Below are 18637 nucleotides of genomic sequence, written 5' to 3' on the forward strand. Positions count from 1 at the left end.
TGGAGCCAAAATCAGCATGTTTATCGTGGCCGGTGCACCAGCACACTCTTCTTTTAAGAAAACGCAACTATTAACACGTCTATCTTCGATTAGTTCTGTTCAAGCAATTGAAAGCCAATTGGTTTATTTATTTGACCAAGCGCTGAATGAGCAACAACAGCAATCTGCTTTACAGCTTTTAAACGATGGTCAATCTTTTGAACTGCGCCAAGCTGCAAGTGATGAAGTCCAAATATTAGTGACGCCACGCGTTGGTACAATCTCTCCGTGGTCGTCGAAAGCAACGGACATTTTCGCCAACTGTAATACACCGGTTCATCGCCTTGAACGCGGTGTTTTGTTTACTTTGAAGGGCGTAAATGCTGTTTCTGATGAAGTAAAACTGGCATTACATGACCGCATGACAGAAAGCGTGTTCAATCAAATTGAAGACGCGACTGCGCTGTTCTCTGAAACTGAACCAAAGCCGTTAAATGCTATTGATATTTTAGGTCAAGGCAAAGACGCTTTAGTGAAAGCAAACTCTGAGTTTGGTTTTGCACTATCTGACGAAGAAATTGATTATTTAGTTGCAGCGTTTAACAAGCTTGGCCGTAACCCGCATGACATCGAATTGATGATGTTTGCTCAAGCAAACTCTGAGCACTGCCGTCATAAAATCTTTGGTTCTGAATGGACAATTGATGGCGAAGTTCAGCCATTGTCATTGTTCCAAATGATTAAAAACACTTATAAAGAATCTCCAGATGACGTTTTGTCTGCATATAAAGACAACGCATCAGTGATCGTGGGCTTTGACACTCAACGTTTCTATCCGAAAAAAGACGAAGAAACAGGTCAGCACGTTTACAAATATAAGAGCCAAGCTGCTCACATCTTAATGAAGGTGGAAACGCATAACCATCCGACAGCAATTGCGCCATTTGCGGGTGCTGCGACAGGTTCAGGCGGTGAAATCCGTGATGAAGGCGCAACTGGCCGTGGCGGTAAGCCAAAAGCAGGTTTAACAGGTTTCACTGTTTCTAACTTGAACATTCCTGGCTTTGAACAGCCTTGGGAAGAAAACTACGGCAAGCCGTCTCGTATGGCATCTCCGCTTCAAATTATGATTGAAGGCCCATTGGGTGGCGCTGCGTTTAACAACGAATTCGGTCGTCCTGCTTTAAATGGTTACTTCCGTACGTTTGAACAAAATGTAAATGGCGACGTAAAAGGCTTCCATAAGCCAATTATGATTGCCGGCGGTTACGGTAACATCCGTCCTGACCATGTAGAAAAAGATGCAATCCAACCGGGCGATCTTTTAATCGTACTTGGCGGTCCTGCAATGTTGATTGGTCTAGGCGGTGGTGCAGCGTCTTCTGTAGACAGCGGTAAGTTAGGTGAAAACCTAGACTTCGCATCTGTACAGCGTGAAAACCCAGAGATGGAACGCCGTTGCCAAGAAGTGATTGATGCCTGCTGGCGCATGGAAGACCATAACCCAATCGTGTCTGTACATGACGTGGGTGCGGGCGGTATCTCAAATGCCATGCCTGAACTTGTGAATGATCATGAGTTAGGTGCAATTCTTGATCTTCGTAAAATTCCATCATTGGAAAAAGGCATGTCTCCAATGGAGATCTGGTCGAACGAAGCACAAGAGCGTTATGTATTGGCGATTCGTCCAAGCTCATTAGAATTATTTGAATCACTGTGTGCACGTGAACGCTGTCCATTCGCCGTACTTGGTGAAGCAACTGAAGCGCGTCAATTGACAGTGAACGATCCACTGTTTGAAAACAAAGCTGTGGATATGCCAATGCAAGTAATGCTTGGTGGTACACCGCGTATGAGCCGTGCATATGAAACGATTGAACGTAAAGGTGATGACTTCACTGCTGAAACAGTAACAGATTTAAAAGATGCGATTTACCGCGTTCTTAAAAACCCAACTGTTGCATCTAAATCGTTCTTGATCACGATAGGTGACCGTTCGATTACAGGTATGGTTGCACGTGATCAGTTCGTCGGTAAGTGGCAAGTGCCTGTAGCAGATGCTGCGGTAACAACAACTAGCCTTGTCGGTTATACAGGTGAAGCAATGGCAATGGGGGAACGTCCGCCAGTTGCATTGTTAAATCCTGCTGCTTCTGCACGTTTATCTGTAGCAGAATCAATTTCAAACATCATGTCTGCAAAAATCGACCAGATCAGCGACATTAAATTGTCTGCAAACTGGATGGCTGCAGCAGGTCAACCGGGTGAAGACCAAGCGCTATTCGAAGGCGTTAAAGCCATCGGTATGGAAATGTGTCCTGCTTTAGGTATCGCAATTCCTGTAGGTAAAGACTCATTGTCTATGCGTACAACTTGGAATGATGACGGTGTTGATAAATCTGTAACATCTCCTATGACAGGCGTGATCACTGCATTTGCACCTGTGACTGATGTTCGCAAAACACTTACACCTGAACTTAAAAATATCGAGTCTGTACTGGTACGTATTGATTTGTCTAAAGGTCAATTCCGTCTTGGCGGTTCGATCCTTGCTCAGGTTTATAAAGCAATTGGTTCTGTAACACCTGACGTAGACAGCTTCGATGACTTCAAAGCATTCTTTGCATTGGTTCAAGACTGGAACAACCGTGGTCTAATCAAGGCTTACCATGACATCGGTGATGGCGGTCTATTGGCAACTGTTGCAGAAATGATGTTCGCTTCACGCCTAGGTGTAGCACTTGAAGATCAATCTACTGCAAGCTTGTTTGCAGAAGAAATTGGTGCAGTTCTTCAAATCAGCAAAGCGGATTGGGCTGCATTAGAAGCTGAAGTCGCTGCATCATCAATTGAAGATGCAATTGCAGTAGTAGGTACTGTAAACGATACAGATACTTTAACTGTAAATGGTTTGAGCTTAGACCGTGCTGAATTACAGCAAGCATGGACTGAAGTGTCACATCAAATCCAACGTCTGCGTGATAACGTAGAAACTGCGGATCAAGAATATGCGTTGATTGCTGACAAATCACATGCAGGTTTAATTGCAAAACCAACATTTGATTTGAACGAGCCGATCGAAGCACCGTACATCAATGAACGCCGTCCAAACATGGTGATTCTGCGTGAACAAGGTGTAAATGGTCATGTAGAAATGGCTGCTGCATTCGATAAAGTCGGCTTCAACACTGTAGACGTACACATGAGCGACTTGCTTGCTGGCCGTATCAGTCTTGATGACTTTGAAGGTTTAGTGGCATGTGGCGGTTTCTCTTACGGTGACGTATTGGGCGCAGGCGGCGGTTGGGCTAAATCAGTATTATTCAATCCTAAACTTCGTGACCAATTTGAGAAATTCTTCAACCGTGATGAAACTTTCTCTCTAGGTATTTGTAACGGCTGTCAAATGCTGTCTCAGCTTGCACCACTCATTCCGGGTGCAGAAGCTTGGCCTCGTTTCCACCGCAATACTTCAGAGATGTTTGAAGCGCGTGCTGTAAACGTACGCGTTGAAAAATCAAATTCTGTATTGTTAGAAGGTATGGAAGGTTCGATTCTTCCTATCGCTGTTGCACATGGTGAAGGCCGTGTGGTTGCTAGCGCGGAAAACATTGCAGCATTGAATGCAGGTGATCAAGTGATCTTGCGTTATGTAGATAGCCAAGGCAACCCAACACAGCATTACCCAATGAACCCGAACGGTTCACCAGAAGCGATTTCAGGTGTAACGTCTAAAGACGGCCGTGCAACGATTATGATGCCGCACCCTGAACGTAACTTCCGTGCGATTCAGCACTCTTGGAAACCTGAAGATTGGGATCAAGACGGTGCTTGGTTACGTATGTTCCGTAATGCACGTAAATTTATTGGTTAATCTTAGATAGATGAATCATAGAAAAGAGCCGCCTTCGGGTGGCTTTTTTTATGGTTGAAATTTACCAAAAGATATATTAATTATTGTGAATGCTTGTTTTTACACATATAATCGCTTTCGATTTTTAACCACCTACGGGTGGTTTTTTGTTGGTTTTTAAATTTTATTTCTCCCGCTGAACTTGGTTTAGATTTTGCTTTTATATTTGTGGAATCATGCTAGTGTGTATTTTATACACAATAACTATGCAAGATAAAAGAAAGATGGATAACTAAACGAGTTCAGTATCAACACTCATGATGAGGTGATGACATGATTAAAACAGTGGAATATTCGGCAGTGGATAAGTCTGCGTTGCGTAGAAAGGGCTGGAAGCTTTTTGGTGGAGTGGTGTGTTTGCAGTTGGTGTTTTTAGTTTTGGGTTATGTTTTACAGATGTAATATTTGAACAATTGAAACCGCCGTGAGGCGGTTTTTTATGTAAACTAATGCATAATTAAAAAACTGCAAAAATTAATAATGAGCTTTAAACAATTTGTATTATTAAAAGATATAAAAATATTTTTACTTTTAGGCTTTATGTTTCCGTCAACATTGTTAAGTGGGTGCTTTCCTATTTTAAAAACGAAGCATCCGAAAATTAATATAACTGTTATCAATGAGCAAAATGAAAAGTTGGACGATGCAGAAGTATTTTTAAATCTTACAACATGGCAAGGCAAGTCTTTTACTGAATCTACATTAAAAAAAACACAGGACGGAATTGCTACATTTTCTGCAGAGAAAAGTTTGCAATTTATTCATATATTTCCAGCAAAATATAGTTGGTCGATTTGCGTTTATAAAAATGGATATAGTCAAAATAGTTTTGTGCCAAAAAGTTCAAATAATCGAACACAAAATTTAGTATTGTTGTTAGATAAAGCTGAATTAGGTGTAGAAAAAAAACAACATTGTTGGAAAGAAAAATCCTAAAATATTGAATTAATAAAACCACCCGAAGGTGGTTTTTGATTAAATAGCCAATTGGATCTGCTTTAACACCGCCTTCAACGTATTTTCATAATCAAAAGCAGCATTAGTACTGTCTTGGTATCGCCAAGCGACATAACCATCTGGACGAACTAAGACAGCGCCTGATTCATGGATTTTAGATTTCGCATTCCATGTCCCATAAACGTCACGATATTCACGTGATCCAATTTGAATCACATCTAAATAAGGTAGATTCAACGATTCAGCAGCAGATTTCCAACCTTTGCCTGAAAGACCTGTCAGTAGGGTAAAGCGACCATGCCCAGTAATATCTAAGGTTGATTGCTTATCACCTTTGGCATCAATAATCCAAGTATGTGGAACTTTTGCCCCCGGACGTGTGGTCGCTTGTAAGTACAGTTGTTGATCTTTGGCAAAGATCTCAGGCTCAGATTCAGCAATCATGGCATTGGATGTATAGCGCTGATTCAACTCTACACCTTGGGCATTAAATTCAAAGTTTTTAATTTCTAAGGCTTGATATAGCTTTTGGCGAATTTCTGCAGCTTGTTCATCTTCCGCAAAAATACGTTGCATCATTTGAGCTTGAGTTGTGATGCCTTGGTCAAAACCAAATACCTCTTTGAGATGCTTATAGTCAAAGCGAGATTGATTGGCACGCGCCACGATTTGCTTGCCGACAGGCGCACGCTCTAATGTATAAGAATCAAGTAGAGCAGGAGTAGCCCAACCTTTGATGGCATACGCTAATTTCCAACCGAGGTTAAAGGCATCTTGCATACAGGTATTTGAACCTAAGCCACTTGATGGTGGATGACGATGCACCGCATCACCGCCGCAGAATACACGACCTTTTGAATATTCGGTTGCCCATGTTTGGTTCACATACCAATAAGACAATTTTTGAATTTCGACATTTTCTACTTCAGCACCGACAAAGGCATTTAAACGCGCACGAACTTGCTCTTCGGTGACTTGTGGTTCGCCTTTGGAAATATCAAAGCCCCAACCCATAATCCATTCATTCCAAGGTGTAATGGCACGGAGTAAGCCCATGCCCAGATCACCAAAGCTCGCTTCAGGGTTAACAATCCATTGCAAAATAGCAGGGCGGTTTTTCACATATTGAGAGAGATCTGCTTTAAAAGTCACATACACCGTTCCTGCACGAGCCATGATCCCTTCGAGGGGTAAATCAAGCTCTTCAAGCACTTTAGAGCGAGCACCATCCATACCAATTAAATATTTGGCACGTAAGCTAAATTCAGTTTGGGTAATGCGATTAAGGAATGTTGCTGTTACGCCATGTTCATCTTGTATATGCGATAAATATTCAGTATTAAAATTATAAATCGCACCACGCTCGGCTGCATTTTTTACCAACAAAGCTTCCATTTTCGGTTGAATAAGATCGACTAATGGACAGGGGCTACCTTTAATATAATCGCCATGACGTTCATCGCCCGTGCCCCAAGCACTCATACTGGCAATTTCTTCACCGACAAGACTTGTGGTAATGAGGCTTTCACCCATCTGCTCCCAAGGAGTTGCAATTTCTTTGACCTGTTCTTCGATACCTAAGTCACGCAACACTTCCATCGCACGTTGGTTGGTAATATGGGCACGCGGACTATTAGCTAACCAATTAAATTGGGTAAAAAGCTGAACCTGTATGCCGTAATTTGCCAAGGCCAAACCTAAAGTAGAACCTGCAGGCCCTGTGCCAATAATCAGAACATCGGTATCGAATTGCTGTGTCATAAAAACTCCATGTGTATGTGAAGCGAAAACTTGGAATAGTCCGCAGTCTAGGCAAATGATTTTCCGAGTAGAATGGATATTCATATAAACTATAGATCTATTGGTATTTTGACTGCATGACACGGGTGATGTAGTGAGTGTGTGGAGTGAAGCGAATGGAATTACGACATTTACGTTATTTTGTGACGGTGGCGAAAGAACAGAGTTTCACTAAGGCAGCGGAAAAACTATTTACAGCACAACCATCGCTCAGTCAGCAAATTAAAGACTTAGAGCAGGAAGTTGGGGTGCAATTATTTGAACGTTCTGCTCGCAAAGTCTTACTGACCGATGAAGGGCAGGCTTTTCTGAAATATGCAGAGCAAGCACTAGAAAATGCCAAACAAGCTGTAGCCGCAGCTCGCCACGTGGCGCAAGCCAAAAATAATCAAATACATATTGGCTTTTTAAATGTCGCAGAATTGAAAATTATGCCGAGTATTTTGGCGCAATTAAAACAACATATCCCTGATTTGAAAATTCATTTACATAGCTTGACGTGTACAGACCAAATCCAAAAACTCAAAAATACCGAATTGGATATTAGCTTTACTCGTTATCACTTAAGTCATGACGACTTTACCAATATTCAGGTTTTAAGTGAGCAGATCTATCTAGTCGGTGCAGCGCATCTGCATCCATCAGATCGCATCTTAAAACTTCAAGAGTTAAAAAATCACACCATTATTATGTGTGAACAAAATGCTTCTCCTGTTTTTTACGATACCTTAAATGCCTTGATTCCTTTTGATCAGCATCAACATGATCATATGCTGTGGGTAACAAATGTCATGCAGCATTTAAATTTGATTAATATGGGCATGGGCCTGAGTTTTGTGCCCGAATATTTACTCAAATTTTTAAATGATTCGGTCAAAGTCATTCAAACAGATGTGGAATTACCGAAACTAGGTTTATATGCAACCTATCCGAATGCATCGAATAATGTGGCATTAAAAATGATTTGCAGTGCTTTAAATAATGTGACTGCACAATAGCGTCTGGAATAACCAATGTTAAAACTGATTTATTATGTACCTGAGTCTCACCTAGAGTCGACTAAACTGGCTGTTTTTGAAGCTGGAGCAGGAGGTATCGGAAACTATGAACACTGTGCTTGGCAAGTGTTAGGGACGGGGCAATTTAAACCTGTAAAAGGCGCAAATCCTTTTATTGGTGAGTTGAATCAGCTTGAATCTATCCCTGAATGGCGAGTGGAAACCATCGTGCCTGAAGATAAAGCGAGTGAAGTCGCAAGGGCTTTAAAAGCAAGTCATCCTTATGAAGAGCCAGCATTTGAGTTTATTCAAATGGTGGATGTGAGTTTTTAATTCACAATAAAAGTCCCCTCTCCTTTTAAAGGAGAGGGTTAGGGAGAGGATTTATCAGATTATGCCCCCTCATCCTCTTGCGGAACATGCTCCTCATCCCGAAGAGAGAAGGGACTTACCGATTATTTAAAGTTATGCAGCTAATTGTGGTTGTGACCATTCATTTGAAAGCAATTTATATCTTCTGAATAAACAGCTCACGGTCAAAACGATACTGCGGGAAGAACACACCATCTTTAGCACGTTCACCTGCACCAATCACCATCACTGGGTATTGCTGGGCATTTAATCCTAAAATCTTCTTCACCAAAGGTTCATCAAAACCTTCCATCATACAACTGTCAAAACCATAGGCACGTAAAGCCAAAACTAAGTTTTCACAAGCCAATGCTGTGGTTTTACTTGCCCATAATTTTGCATCGGCTTCATTAAAAGCTGTTACAGGCAATTGTTTATCCAGTGTACGTGCAACTTTGAAAGCAACTTTCTTAAAGTTACCTAGGGCGTTGAAGTAACCAGTTTTATAGTTATAAGGAATAAACTTGTAATACTTCTGTACCGCTGCAGGGGCTTCAGGAAATGGAAATTCCGAAATATTCCGTTTTGCCATTTCATCTACACGGTCAGTACGCGCGACACAGACAATCAATTCAGCAGCAGTTTTTGCAGCTAGTTGCCCTAAGCAAGCTTTCACTAATTGTTTTTTCTTTGTAGGGTTTTGAACGACGTAGAATGTCCACGGTTGTAAATTCGATGAATTCGGTGCAAGCAAGGCGAGGTCTAAGCATTCATCTAAAATGTCGTTTGGAATGGCCTTGTCGGTAAACTTACGTACAGAACGACGGCTTTGTACAATTTTTTTAAAATTCTCGATATCGATGCCTTCAGGCGCAGGCTCGTAGTAGCGTTTCTTTTCAGGTTTATTGTCAGTTTGTGATGCTGCAGTCATGTGGAAACATCCAGTTTTTTAATTTAGAAAATAGATTGGGGCTGAGATGAAAAAAACCACCCAAATATGAGTGGTTTTTTAGTTCCATTAAAACATTAATTGAACTGAGAGAAGTCAGGTTTGCGTTTTTGCATAAAGGCGGCAACAGCTTCCATCATTTCTGGAGAGCCTACTCGATCCATGAAAATTTCAGCTTCATGGTCAATCCATGCCACGATTTCATCTACATTATGTTTCATTAATGCTTTTGATTGAACCAAAGACGCTAGTGGAAGTGCAGATAACTGTGCTGCTTTTTTCGCAGCTGTCGCATAAGCATCTTCTTCAATGCTATTGACCAAATTTGCTGAAAGCGCTGTCGCACTGTCAAACTTCTGAGCAGTTAACAGTAATTCCGCCGCTTTATGGTAGCCGGCTTGTTGAACCAATAGCTTGCTCGATGCACCTTCAGGCGATAGACCAAGGCTCACAAACGGAATTTGGAATAGGGCAGTATTGTCGCTGTAGACTAGATCGCAATGAAGCAGAATCGTAACACCAATCCCAATGGCAACACCGCGAACCGCAGCAATCAGCGGCTTAGAAAATTGAGCAGCAGATTTTAATAAAATGAACGGTGCGCCTTCAGAAGCTGGAGCTTGCCCTTTTTGAGCAGCAGATTTCATAAAATCTTGCATGTCATTGCCCGCACTGAAGTCCGCATCTTGACCACGGAGTACAACTACACGCACTGAAGTATCTTCATCAGCTTCATCTAATGCTTTTGCAATCCACAGATATAGTTCTGTATACAGCGCGTTCTTCGCCTGAGGTCGGTTGATGGCTAAGGTCAGTACGCCATTGTCCAAATTCGCATTCAAATGTTCATGGGGTTGTTGAATACAGCTCAGTGTCATCGTACTATCCTTGCGTAAAAGTTTCGTTTTGATTTTATGCTCAACATTATGTCGCATATTTCAGCCTGTGGCACAACTGCTCAGTTCATAAAAAGTTTGATTTGATATGAAATATACATTTGATTATTTGGTTTTCATTGGGCGTTTTCAGCCGTTCCATTTAGCACATCTGCAAACCATTAAAATTGCCTTGCAACAAAGTCAATATGTGCTTCTGGCGCTTGGTTCGGCGCAAAATGAACGTAATATCAAAAATCCATTTTTGGCTGTAGAACGTGAGCAGATGATCCTTTCAAGTTTTTCAGAGCAAGATCAGAAGCGAATCAAGTTTGTGCATGTGATTGATGTATATAACGATGAAAAATGGCAAAAGTTAGTCAAATCTTTGGTAGATGATGTAGTTGAAACGAATGCAAAAGTCGGTTTGATCGGGCATTTTAAAGATGATTCTTCTTATTATTTAAAATTCTTCCCCGAGTGGAAAATGGTTGAGCTGGATAGTCTAGAAGGGGCGATTTCTGCGACACCAGTACGTGAAGCGTATTTTCGTGGTGAAATTCAGCATAATGCTTTTCCTCAAGGTACCGTCGAATTTTTGCAAAAATTTCAACAGACAGACATTTATAAACAACTTCAACACAAATTTATGACTCAGGATAAAACAAATCTGCTATAAAAAAACGCTAAAATTTCTAGCACTACAATGGAGCAAAAAATAAACATTGTAGTGATTTTAGGTTGTGTTTTATTCAGGAGAAAAACATGAATTTGCGTCACGGAACCTTAGCAAAATATATGGGAGCCTTCGCTTTATGCTGCGTATTGCCCCTACATGCTGCTGAGTGGACGCTAACGCCTAATAGTCAGGTCACTTTTGGCATTAAATCTGTGGGGCTGTCTATTGTAGAAGGGCGCTTTAATAAGGTTCAGTCGAACCTTAAGTTTGATCCTGAAATTCCACATAAAGGTTCAGCGCATTTACTGTTAGATGTAGATAGCATCAGTTTTAGTAACCCAAGCTTAAAGGGATTAATCTTGGGAAGTGAATATTTTGATGCCGCTGAATTTAAGCAAGTGAAGTTTGTCAGTAAACAAATCGAACCAGTGGCATATGCGAAGTATATGATTCGAGGGGATCTCACCATTCGTGGTATCACTAAACCTGTGATCTTCGATACCACACTCACCCCAAATCCGCAAAATCCAAAAGTGTTGGATGTTCAATCTTTAGCAACCATTAAGCGTAGTGATTTTGGTATGCGTAAAGCACTGGGTGGTGTTGGTGAGCAAGTATTGATACAGCTCAAAGGCCAATGGCGGCTTGAATAACCGCAGTCTTACAGGGTTTAACACATATGATCTTTGGCATGTTGCAGCACAACAGCAGTCAATTTTTGTAATTGAACAGATTGTTGGTTCCAGTGATGCCAATACAAGGCTAAATCAATACTGAGTTCTGTTGAAAGCTCTATCAATTTTCCCTCTGCCAATAAGTCTTTGCTTTGATAGTCGGGTAACCATCCATAGCCCAAGCCCATCGTAATGGCATCAAAAAATGCCGTTGAAGAGGGAATGAAATGATGTGGATATTGTGAAGGATTGAGTCCGAAATTTTTCTGAATCGATTGCGTATGTAGGTCATCTTTCTCATTAAAAATCAGTGCAGGCGCAGCCCTTAACGCATTTCGCGTCACGCCTTGACCGAACCATCTTTGTATAAAATCAGGGGTTGCTACAAAGCGATAATGCATTTCACCCAGATATTCTGCGACGCAGCCTTTCATGGCTTCTGATTCTGTTGTGACACAGGCATTGACCAAACCGGCTTCTAATAAATGATGTGTTTGTGACTGATCATCGACCTGAAAATGAATCACGATTTTTTCTTCAATTAAGAGATCTTTGAGTAGCGGAAGCAACCATGTCGCAAGTGAGTCAGCATTGGTCGCAATATTGACTTGATAGAAAGCATTCGCCGTTTGTCCTGTTAGATTTTGCAGAAAATTATGTTCTAGTAATTTGCTGTGTTGTAAATAATGTAATAATGATTGGCCCGCGAGTGTTGGGCGGCAGGGTCGTTCACGTACAATGAGTACATGACCTAATTTCTTTTCTAAGGTTTGCAGCCTGAGCGTGACCGCAGATGCCGTAATGTTTAAACGCAGTGCCGCTTGTTCAAAGCTTCCTGTTTCAGCAACTGCAAGAAAAGCTTCGCTATGTTTGCTTTGTAACATGAGTCACCTATGAGCATTAGAAATTTCACAAACTAAGAAAAACTTAGTTATATTGATATTTATTTATAAATACTTATTTTTAGCAATTAGCTTGGATAATAGCAACATTCATTTAAAGCTTTGAAAGTGTAGTTAAAAATGTTGCACAGTTATATGCAAGGGCTCGCAATTGGATTTAGCCTAATTATCGCGATTGGTGCGCAAAATGCGTTTATTCTCAAGCAGGGGTTAAAAAAGCAGTATGTCTTTTGGCTCTGCGCTATTTGTGCTGCTTCTGATTCGATACTCATCTTACTAGGTGTGCTCGGATTCTCCCAATTGGTTGAAAGTCATCCGGAAATTGTCAATGGAGCTAAATATTTGGGCGCAACTTTTTTAGCAGTTTATGGAGCACAGCATTTTCTGCAAGCCTTTAAAACTTCGAGCAGTTTAGCGCCCAGTGAGAAGAATGAAACCAAACTATTGAAGTTGATACTGATTTGCTTGGCTTTAACGTGGTTAAATCCACATGTGTATCTCGATACGGTTGTGCTGATTGGGTCTATTTCAACGAAGTTTGAATCGACAGCCGTATATTTTGCGATTGGGGCAATTACAGCTTCATGGGTGTTTTTCTTTGTCCTCGGATTTGGTGCGCGCTATTTATTACCGCTCTTCCAAAGTGCAAAGGCATGGAAAGTTTTAGACTTTATTATTGGCGTTGTGATGTGGGGAATTGCAATTTCATTATTGCTCTAGTTATATGTCCTCATTAAATTTGAGCCCATTCCTAAAGGAGCGGGCTCAAATCATTAATTTTATGCAGCTTGTAATGCTTTTAAATCTTCTAAGACTTGTTCTGCATGGCCTGCAGCTTTGACTTTACGATATTCTTTTACCAGCTTTCCATTATGGAAAATAAAGGTTGAGCGTTCGATGCCCATAACCTTTTTGCCATACATATTTTTTTCTTTAATCACATCGAAATGCTGACATAGCACTTCTTCTTTATCACTGATTAAATCAATGCTTAGATTTTGCTTTTCAGTGAAGTTTTGATGGGCTTTAACCGAGTCGCGAGAAATGCCGTAGATTGGTGTATTAAGCGCATCAAACTGATCTTTTAAGCATGAAAACCCAATGGCTTGCGTCGTACATCCTGGTGTTGAATCTTTAGGGTAGAAGTAGATGATCAGCCAGTCATTGTTTAGTTCTGCAAGGTTGACTTCACCTGAGGTGGTTGGGAAGGTTTGATTTGGTAAGCTAATTTCAGTCATGAAGATTTCCTTTTTCATGTCTTATCCCTAAATGGGCTTAAACAAAGTATGTGAAATATGACCATCATACAGAATTTACTTTGAACTTAAAGCAATAAAAAAGCCTGCATTTGCAGGCTTTTTTAAGACGAAAATTATTTTTTCGCTTGAGCAGATTTCATTGCTTCTTCAGTTAAATTTTTTAATTTACCTGTTAACTGAGGACCGAAACATGCTTGAAGGTCTTTATTTTGTTTTTGAACAAAAGCGAGTGTTGCAGGGCTTTTCTTCTGGTTGATTGTGCTTTGGATTTCCCATTTTTGAGCATTGGTTAAACGACCATCTGCTTCAACAGCACAAGTACAGTATTTGCTAACTTCAGCGGCAGTTAGTTTTTTACCTTTGCCAGTTTCTTCTTTACAAACATTAATTAACGAAGATTTTACGTTAGTGCTCTTATATGCTTGTTGAAGCTTGTCGTTGTCAGCGTGTGCAACTGAAGCAAACAATGCAGCTGCAGAGAAAGCAGCAGAAAGAATAATGTTTGATTTTAAATTTTTCATAAACCCTACCTTGTTATTTCGGTATGTAACGTGTCGGATCTTCAACACCTGCGTCAACGAAACCTTGTTTACGAAGACGGCAGCTATCGCATTTACCGCAAGCACGACCTTGGTCATCTGCTTGATAGCAAGACACCGTTTGACTGTAGTCTACGCCATGTTCTATACCTAAGCGAATGATATTTGCTTTGGATAAATGTAACAGAGGTGTTTCAAATTTAAGTGGTTTTCCTTCAACGCCAACTTTAGTTGCAAGGCGAGCCATGTTGGCAAAGGCTTCGATAAACTCTGGACGGCAGTCTGGATAGCCTGAGTAATCAACCGCATTAATACCAATGACAATTGCTTCTGCACCAAAAACTTCCGCCGCAGCTAAAGCATAGGACAAGAAAATCGTGTTACGCGCTGGTACATAAGTTACAGGAATACCGGCTTGTTCATGATCAGGAACTTCAATGCTATGGTCAGTTAACGCAGAGCCACCTAAGTTACCTAAATCTATATTAATGACACGATGTTCTACACCAGCCAGCTTAGTTAACTCACGAGCAGCATCTAGTTCTGTCGTAGAACGTTGACCATACATAAAACTTAAGGCAATACATTCATAACGTGCTTGAGCCCAAGCTAAACAAGTGGTTGAGTCTAAGCCGCCAGACAATAAAACTATGGCACGAGGGCGCATATGCATTACTCCAAATAATTCTTTAAAACTTAACGACCAGTTTCATCGTTCCAAAGCAATTTATGTAATTGCAATTGGAAGCGAACAGGGAGATGGTCTTCTAAAATCCATTGTGCTAAATCACGTGCAAGCTGAGGCAAACGAACAGCACTTTTTTCAACGGCAAAGGCCGGAGAGAACCAAATGGTGCTAACTTTTTCGTTTAGCTTATAGCGCTCAACTTGCTGTTTTGACCATTCATAGTCTTCACGATTACAAATCACAAATTTGATCTGATCATGCGCTGTTAAATGGTCGAAGTTGCTAAGCAAGTTTCGTGCAACTTCACCCGATGTCGGGGTTTTTAAATCCATAACTTTTGAAACACGCGGGTCAACTTTAGACACATCTAAAGCACCACTGGTTTCTACAGATACTTCGCAGCCTAAATCGGCCAGACGAGTCATGAGGGGAAGGGCGTTCGGTTGAGCAAGCGGCTCACCACCCGTCACGCAAATATAAGGGGTTTTAAAATCTAAAGTGGTTTGAATAATTTCTTCTAATGATTGGCGTTCACCACCTTCAAACGAATAGGTCGTATCACAATAAGTGCAACGTAACGGACAGCCCGTCAAGCGGATAAAGACCGTAGGCAAACCTGCGGTATTGGCTTCACCTTGCAATGAATAAAAAATCTCCGTAATACGTAAACCCGCAGACGGATCAGAAACAGGAATAGCGGAAGATCGAAGGGTACTCATAACAAAATTAACCAGATATAAAAAAACAAAAAATCTCTACGATCATTGCTAACCGTAGAGACGAGGAGCGATAGAAGCTCCACGGAACACGAATGCTCCGCTGAAATAAAGACTTAGTCTTCGCGTAATAATTCGTTCAAGCTTGTTTTCGCACGAGTTTTCGCGTCAACTTTTTTCACGATTACTGCAGCATATAGGCTGTATTTACCGCATTTAGAAGGCAGGCTGCCAGAAACCACAACAGAGCCAGCAGGAACACGACCGTAATGGATTTCGCCAGTTTCACGGTCATAAATCTTAGTCGATTGACCAATGAATACGCCCATTGAAATCACAGAACCTTCTTCTACGATCACACCTTCAACGATTTCAGAACGCGCACCGATAAAGCAGTTGTCTTCAATGATTGTTGGGTTTGCTTGAAGTGGTTCAAGAACGCCACCAATACCAACGCCACCAGATAAGTGAACATTTTTACCAATTTGAGCACATGAACCAACAGTTGCCCATGTATCAACCATAGTACCTTCGTCAACATATGCACCAATATTGACATATGAAGGCATCAATACAACATTTTTCGCTTGGAAAGAACCTTTACGTGCTACAGCAGGTGGTACTACACGTACACCAGCAGCTTTAAATTGTTCTTCAGTCCAGTCAGAGAACTTAGTATCAACTTTGTCATAGAAGCGTAAGTCACAAGCTTCCATTGGTTTGTTGTCGTTCAATTTGAATGAAAGCAAAACGGCTTTTTTCACCCATTGATGAACAATCCATTCACCATCAATTTTTTCAGCAACACGTAATGTACCGTTATCTAGGCCAGCGATCACTTCTTCTACTGCTGCACGTACTTCAGCAGGACAGTCAGCTGCAGTGAAATTAGCACGGTCTTCAAACGCTTGTTCAATGATTGTTGAAAGCTGAGACATGTTCTTCCATCCAGAAAAAAATTTTCCAAGATTTTACACTAAATCGAGTTAAAAATAGATGGTAAATCGGCCTAGGATCGGAATTAATTATTAAGCAAGTACTAAAACCAAGAAATTAAGAGTGATGAATTTAGCATTTTCACAAGGTTTGTATAAAAAATACGCAAAATATACAGAATTGTTCCTTAACATCATTATTATATTTAAAAAAATCAAATAAAAACTCTTTATTAATCAATATTAAAATCTAAATGTATCAAAAGTTAACAAAAAATCAGTAAATTTGCATAAATGTTGAGCTGTGTTTCCTTTTAACATGTGCCATATAACAAGTCTGTAAAATCTGAATAACAGTTTATTTTGAGGAGAAACACATGAAATCATTACGTTTATTAACAGTAGCTGCTCTACTTACTGCTGCAGGTACTGCAATGGCAGATACCTCTGTAGTTCATGATGGTTATGCATTTGATCAAAACCAACTTATCCCAACTGGCGCTCGTCTAGAAGTGGGTACGACTGGTTATGGTGGTGCGTTACTTTGGACTGCGAACCCATACGTTGGCCTTGCATTAGGTTATAACGGTGGTGATATTTCATGGTCTGATGACTTATCTGTCGATGGCGTAAAATACGACATGGATATGGATAACAAAGTTGGTTACTTAAATGCAGAAGTTCGTCCTTGGGGTGCAAGTGCTAATCCATGGGCTCAAGGTCTTTATGTTGCTGCGGGTGTAGGTTATATCGACACTGAATATACGTTAGATAAGCGTCGTAAAGGTGATACACCAATTAAAATTGATGGTGAAGAGACAAACTTTACACGAGTAAACGGTACAGTGTCTTATGATAATGATATCGCTCCATACCTAGGTTTAGGTTTTGCGCCAAAATTGAATAAAAACTGGGGCGTATTCGGTGAAGTAGGTGCTTATTACACTGGTAATCCATCGGCTAAATTGACAGGTGTAGGTGATGACCCTGCAATTCTTGCTGACCATGAACGTAACGTTGAGCAAGATGACAAATACGAATGGCTTCCAGTAGGTAAAGTAGGTGTGAGCTACCATTGGTAAGTTATTACTGAAATAAAAAAACGAGCTTCGGCTCGTTTTTTTTGTTTTTAGAATGCGTTTAAAATCTGTGACCAAATTTCAAACCATAGATCATGGCATCATTGTCTGAGACACTTGCAAGACCTGAAATATGAGATTTTTCAGTATTCGATGGTTTTGAGAGTTTCATATAATACAGGCCAGTCGCTAGAAAATTGTTCGGGTTAAATTTATACATCATACCTAAACCTAAACCTCGATAGCCATCACTTGGGTTTAAGGTAGACACCGCATTTCCTGTCCCGTTGTCCCAAATAAATTCTGCAGCAGCGAGCCAACTCGGATTAAATTGATGTGCAATCCCCAATTTTCCTGACCATTGATCTTTCTGATATTCCACCAATTGGATATCAGCTAAATCACGGTATTGTGGATCGAGTGCTGCGTATTGAAGCACGGCATTAAACTGCGGTGGCTGAATGTTGAAATCTTTCCAATTAATCCACCGAACTGTGCCATATACAACATTGTGTGGGCTAATGGCTGTTTGAAAATCAAAATTGACGCTTTGTGGCGTTTGAATTGAGGTATGGGTGTCAAGTACTAATTGAAAAGGACCATTTGAATATAAAGTTGATTCAGAGGTCTTATTTTCATGTTTTATTTTTGAACGATAGGTTAGGCTAGTTTTAATAGCATATTCAGGGATTTGATAACTGAATCCGAGCAGCCAACCAATCGCTTCATCTTGTTTAAAATCGGCATGGTAGCCATTGAGAGCAGCATATTGTTGCCCAGAAATTTTTAAATCACCTTTAAATGTTTGTAGGCTTAAACCGCTATAAATATTCCAATTATTATTGGGTTGATAGCCTACCAGTCCAGTTAGGTTATGCGTTCTAAAGTTAATATCGGCGCTTTCAATATCGATATTTGAGCTATCTGGTAAGCGAGGACTATATTGATAACTGATATCAGTATGAAAAGGTTGCTCATAAATTACTCCCGCAGAAATATTTTCATGTGGTTGAATTTTAAGTGCAAATTTCCCAGAAAATTGTTGATGAGCGAGATTCCCTGTAGAAAAATCAGTGATGCCCAATTCACTAATTAAGCCTTGATTCTGAACTTTGCCGTCAACTTGAGCATCGACATAAGCGAAACTGGCTTCAGTATAATTTCCGGGTTCAAGAAAGGCCGAGATCGATTGATCTGAGTTTTCTATTCCTGCTGCATACATGATCTGTATGGGGCAGACGATACCGACTGCCACTGCGACGAATTGATTTTTCATAAATATGGGTCGGAAGTAATAAGGTTTTAATTTTTATTGTGTTGGATGTATTTTAATCAAAATTAAAA

The 18637-nt window shown here is 40.5% G+C and carries 19 protein-coding genes; 9 read left to right on the top strand and 10 right to left on the bottom strand.

The genetic code is table 11. The features are described from left to right. The first annotated feature begins 16 nt into the window (after window positions 1-16). The 3 genes from purL (at window position 17) to MST17_RS05055 (ending at window position 4828) form a co-directional block, all read left to right on the top strand. Window positions 17-3853, top strand: coding sequence for a phosphoribosylformylglycinamidine synthase (gene purL, locus MST17_RS05045; RefSeq protein WP_180026892.1), 3837 nt, complete (start codon window positions 17-19; stop codon window positions 3851-3853). A gap of 312 nt (window positions 3854-4165) precedes the next feature. Beyond that, on the top strand, window positions 4166-4294 hold the full coding sequence (locus MST17_RS05050; protein WP_257224022.1) for a KGW motif small protein: 129 nt from the start codon (window positions 4166-4168) through the stop codon (window positions 4292-4294). A 78-nt stretch (window positions 4295-4372) separates the two neighbouring features. Further along, entirely contained in the window at window positions 4373-4828 is a 456-nt protein-coding gene (locus tag MST17_RS05055; protein ID WP_180007616.1) for a hypothetical protein, read from the top strand. 39 nt (window positions 4829-4867) lie between these two features. On the opposite strand, the gene MST17_RS05060 is transcribed toward MST17_RS05055, so the two are convergent. After that, complete coding sequence (locus MST17_RS05060; RefSeq protein WP_180026891.1) at window positions 4868-6610, bottom strand: FAD-dependent monooxygenase; 1743 nt, start codon at window positions 6608-6610, stop codon at window positions 4868-4870. Between the two features lie 155 nt (window positions 6611-6765). Between MST17_RS05060 and MST17_RS05065 the strand changes: the two genes are divergently transcribed. Further along, window positions 6766-7647 carry a LysR family transcriptional regulator gene (locus tag MST17_RS05065; protein ID WP_180026890.1) on the top strand — a complete coding sequence of 294 codons (882 nt, stop codon included), beginning with the start codon at window positions 6766-6768 and terminating at the stop codon, window positions 7645-7647. A gap of 15 nt (window positions 7648-7662) precedes the next feature. Further along, window positions 7663-7980 (top strand): YqfO family protein, encoded by a 318-nt coding sequence (locus tag MST17_RS05070; protein ID WP_180007618.1) that lies wholly within the window; start codon window positions 7663-7665, stop codon window positions 7978-7980. A gap of 175 nt (window positions 7981-8155) precedes the next feature. Here the strand turns inward: MST17_RS05070 and MST17_RS05075 are convergent, their stop codons facing one another. Together MST17_RS05075 and MST17_RS05080 are read right to left on the bottom strand one after the other, a co-directional pair. Beyond that, window positions 8156-8929, bottom strand: coding sequence for a nitroreductase family protein (locus tag MST17_RS05075; RefSeq protein WP_180026889.1), 774 nt, complete (start codon window positions 8927-8929; stop codon window positions 8156-8158). A 95-nt stretch (window positions 8930-9024) separates the two neighbouring features. Beyond that, window positions 9025-9825: an enoyl-CoA hydratase-related protein gene (locus tag MST17_RS05080; protein WP_180009958.1), complete on the bottom strand. Its 801-nt coding sequence runs from the start codon at window positions 9823-9825 to the stop codon at window positions 9025-9027. A gap of 106 nt (window positions 9826-9931) precedes the next feature. Here MST17_RS05080 and MST17_RS05085 point away from each other — a divergent pair, with 106 nt between their 5' ends. Further along, the gene (locus tag MST17_RS05085) at window positions 9932-10501 is read left to right on the top strand and encodes a nicotinate-nicotinamide nucleotide adenylyltransferase (RefSeq protein WP_180026888.1); all 570 of its coding nucleotides are present in this window, start codon (window positions 9932-9934) and stop codon (window positions 10499-10501) included. 86 nt (window positions 10502-10587) lie between these two features. Beyond that, entirely contained in the window at window positions 10588-11154 is a 567-nt protein-coding gene (locus MST17_RS05090) for a YceI family protein (protein ID WP_180003275.1), read from the top strand. A gap of 17 nt (window positions 11155-11171) precedes the next feature. Here the strand turns inward: MST17_RS05090 and MST17_RS05095 are convergent, their stop codons facing one another. Then, window positions 11172-12059, bottom strand: coding sequence for a LysR family transcriptional regulator ArgP (locus tag MST17_RS05095; RefSeq protein ID WP_180026887.1), 888 nt, complete (start codon window positions 12057-12059; stop codon window positions 11172-11174). Window positions 12060-12197: 138 nt separating this feature from the next. Between MST17_RS05095 and MST17_RS05100 the strand changes: the two genes are divergently transcribed. Beyond that, a complete protein-coding gene (locus tag MST17_RS05100; RefSeq protein ID WP_180026886.1) occupies window positions 12198-12797 on the top strand; it encodes a LysE/ArgO family amino acid transporter in 600 nt (199 codons plus the stop codon). 59 nt (window positions 12798-12856) lie between these two features. Here the strand turns inward: MST17_RS05100 and MST17_RS05105 are convergent, their stop codons facing one another. The 5 genes from MST17_RS05105 to dapD form a co-directional block, all read right to left on the bottom strand. Next, window positions 12857-13315, bottom strand: a complete 459-nt coding sequence (locus MST17_RS05105) for a peroxiredoxin (RefSeq protein WP_180026885.1) — start codon at window positions 13313-13315, stop codon at window positions 12857-12859. A gap of 134 nt (window positions 13316-13449) precedes the next feature. Continuing rightward, window positions 13450-13857: a hypothetical protein gene (locus tag MST17_RS05110; protein WP_078192024.1), complete on the bottom strand. Its 408-nt coding sequence runs from the start codon at window positions 13855-13857 to the stop codon at window positions 13450-13452. A gap of 13 nt (window positions 13858-13870) precedes the next feature. Next, a complete protein-coding gene (gene queC, locus MST17_RS05115) occupies window positions 13871-14542 on the bottom strand; it encodes a 7-cyano-7-deazaguanine synthase QueC (RefSeq protein ID WP_180026884.1) in 672 nt (223 codons plus the stop codon). 29 nt (window positions 14543-14571) lie between these two features. After that, window positions 14572-15282, bottom strand: coding sequence for a 7-carboxy-7-deazaguanine synthase QueE (gene queE / locus MST17_RS05120; protein ID WP_180026883.1), 711 nt, complete (start codon window positions 15280-15282; stop codon window positions 14572-14574). A gap of 113 nt (window positions 15283-15395) precedes the next feature. Further along, complete coding sequence (gene dapD / locus MST17_RS05125; protein WP_078190347.1) at window positions 15396-16217, bottom strand: 2,3,4,5-tetrahydropyridine-2,6-dicarboxylate N-succinyltransferase; 822 nt, start codon at window positions 16215-16217, stop codon at window positions 15396-15398. A gap of 374 nt (window positions 16218-16591) precedes the next feature. Between dapD and carO the strand changes: the two genes are divergently transcribed. Next, window positions 16592-17296 carry an ornithine uptake porin CarO gene (gene carO, locus MST17_RS05130; protein ID WP_180026882.1) on the top strand — a complete coding sequence of 235 codons (705 nt, stop codon included), beginning with the start codon at window positions 16592-16594 and terminating at the stop codon, window positions 17294-17296. A 58-nt stretch (window positions 17297-17354) separates the two neighbouring features. On the opposite strand, the gene MST17_RS05135 is transcribed toward carO, so the two are convergent. Then, the gene (locus MST17_RS05135; protein WP_257224021.1) at window positions 17355-18569 is read right to left on the bottom strand and encodes an OmpP1/FadL family transporter; all 1215 of its coding nucleotides are present in this window, start codon (window positions 18567-18569) and stop codon (window positions 17355-17357) included. Between the last annotated feature and the right edge of the window lie 68 nt (window positions 18570-18637).

It is taken from the genome of Acinetobacter sp. YH16056_T (assembly GCF_024605895.1).
In the GTDB taxonomy this organism is placed as follows: Bacteria; Pseudomonadota; Gammaproteobacteria; order Pseudomonadales; family Moraxellaceae; genus Acinetobacter; species Acinetobacter amyesii.

What these genes read in the sequence shown, in the direction of transcription:
- MST17_RS05135 (WP_257224021.1), bottom strand. Translation starts at nt 18,569, where the DNA reads ATGAAAAATCAATTCGTCGCAGTGGCAGTCGGTATCGTCTGCCCCATA.
- MST17_RS05055 (WP_180007616.1), top strand. Translation starts at nt 4,373, where the DNA reads ATGAGCTTTAAACAATTTGTATTATTAAAAGATATAAAAATATTTTTA.
- MST17_RS05085 (WP_180026888.1), top strand. Translation starts at nt 9,932, where the DNA reads ATGAAATATACATTTGATTATTTGGTTTTCATTGGGCGTTTTCAGCCG.
- carO (WP_180026882.1), top strand. Translation starts at nt 16,592, where the DNA reads ATGAAATCATTACGTTTATTAACAGTAGCTGCTCTACTTACTGCTGCA.
- MST17_RS05105 (WP_180026885.1), bottom strand. Translation starts at nt 13,315, where the DNA reads ATGACTGAAATTAGCTTACCAAATCAAACCTTCCCAACCACCTCAGGT.
- MST17_RS05070 (WP_180007618.1), top strand. Translation starts at nt 7,663, where the DNA reads ATGTTAAAACTGATTTATTATGTACCTGAGTCTCACCTAGAGTCGACT.
- MST17_RS05080 (WP_180009958.1), bottom strand. Translation starts at nt 9,825, where the DNA reads ATGACACTGAGCTGTATTCAACAACCCCATGAACATTTGAATGCGAAT.
- MST17_RS05060 (WP_180026891.1), bottom strand. Translation starts at nt 6,610, where the DNA reads ATGACACAGCAATTCGATACCGATGTTCTGATTATTGGCACAGGGCCT.
- MST17_RS05090 (WP_180003275.1), top strand. Translation starts at nt 10,588, where the DNA reads ATGAATTTGCGTCACGGAACCTTAGCAAAATATATGGGAGCCTTCGCT.
- queE (WP_180026883.1), bottom strand. Translation starts at nt 15,282, where the DNA reads ATGAGTACCCTTCGATCTTCCGCTATTCCTGTTTCTGATCCGTCTGCG.
- MST17_RS05065 (WP_180026890.1), top strand. Translation starts at nt 6,766, where the DNA reads ATGGAATTACGACATTTACGTTATTTTGTGACGGTGGCGAAAGAACAG.
- purL (WP_180026892.1), top strand. Translation starts at nt 17, where the DNA reads ATGTTTATCGTGGCCGGTGCACCAGCACACTCTTCTTTTAAGAAAACG.
- MST17_RS05075 (WP_180026889.1), bottom strand. Translation starts at nt 8,929, where the DNA reads ATGACTGCAGCATCACAAACTGACAATAAACCTGAAAAGAAACGCTAC.
- queC (WP_180026884.1), bottom strand. Translation starts at nt 14,542, where the DNA reads ATGCGCCCTCGTGCCATAGTTTTATTGTCTGGCGGCTTAGACTCAACC.
- MST17_RS05100 (WP_180026886.1), top strand. Translation starts at nt 12,198, where the DNA reads ATGTTGCACAGTTATATGCAAGGGCTCGCAATTGGATTTAGCCTAATT.
- dapD (WP_078190347.1), bottom strand. Translation starts at nt 16,217, where the DNA reads ATGTCTCAGCTTTCAACAATCATTGAACAAGCGTTTGAAGACCGTGCT.
- MST17_RS05095 (WP_180026887.1), bottom strand. Translation starts at nt 12,059, where the DNA reads ATGTTACAAAGCAAACATAGCGAAGCTTTTCTTGCAGTTGCTGAAACA.
- MST17_RS05050 (WP_257224022.1), top strand. Translation starts at nt 4,166, where the DNA reads ATGATTAAAACAGTGGAATATTCGGCAGTGGATAAGTCTGCGTTGCGT.
- MST17_RS05110 (WP_078192024.1), bottom strand. Translation starts at nt 13,857, where the DNA reads ATGAAAAATTTAAAATCAAACATTATTCTTTCTGCTGCTTTCTCTGCA.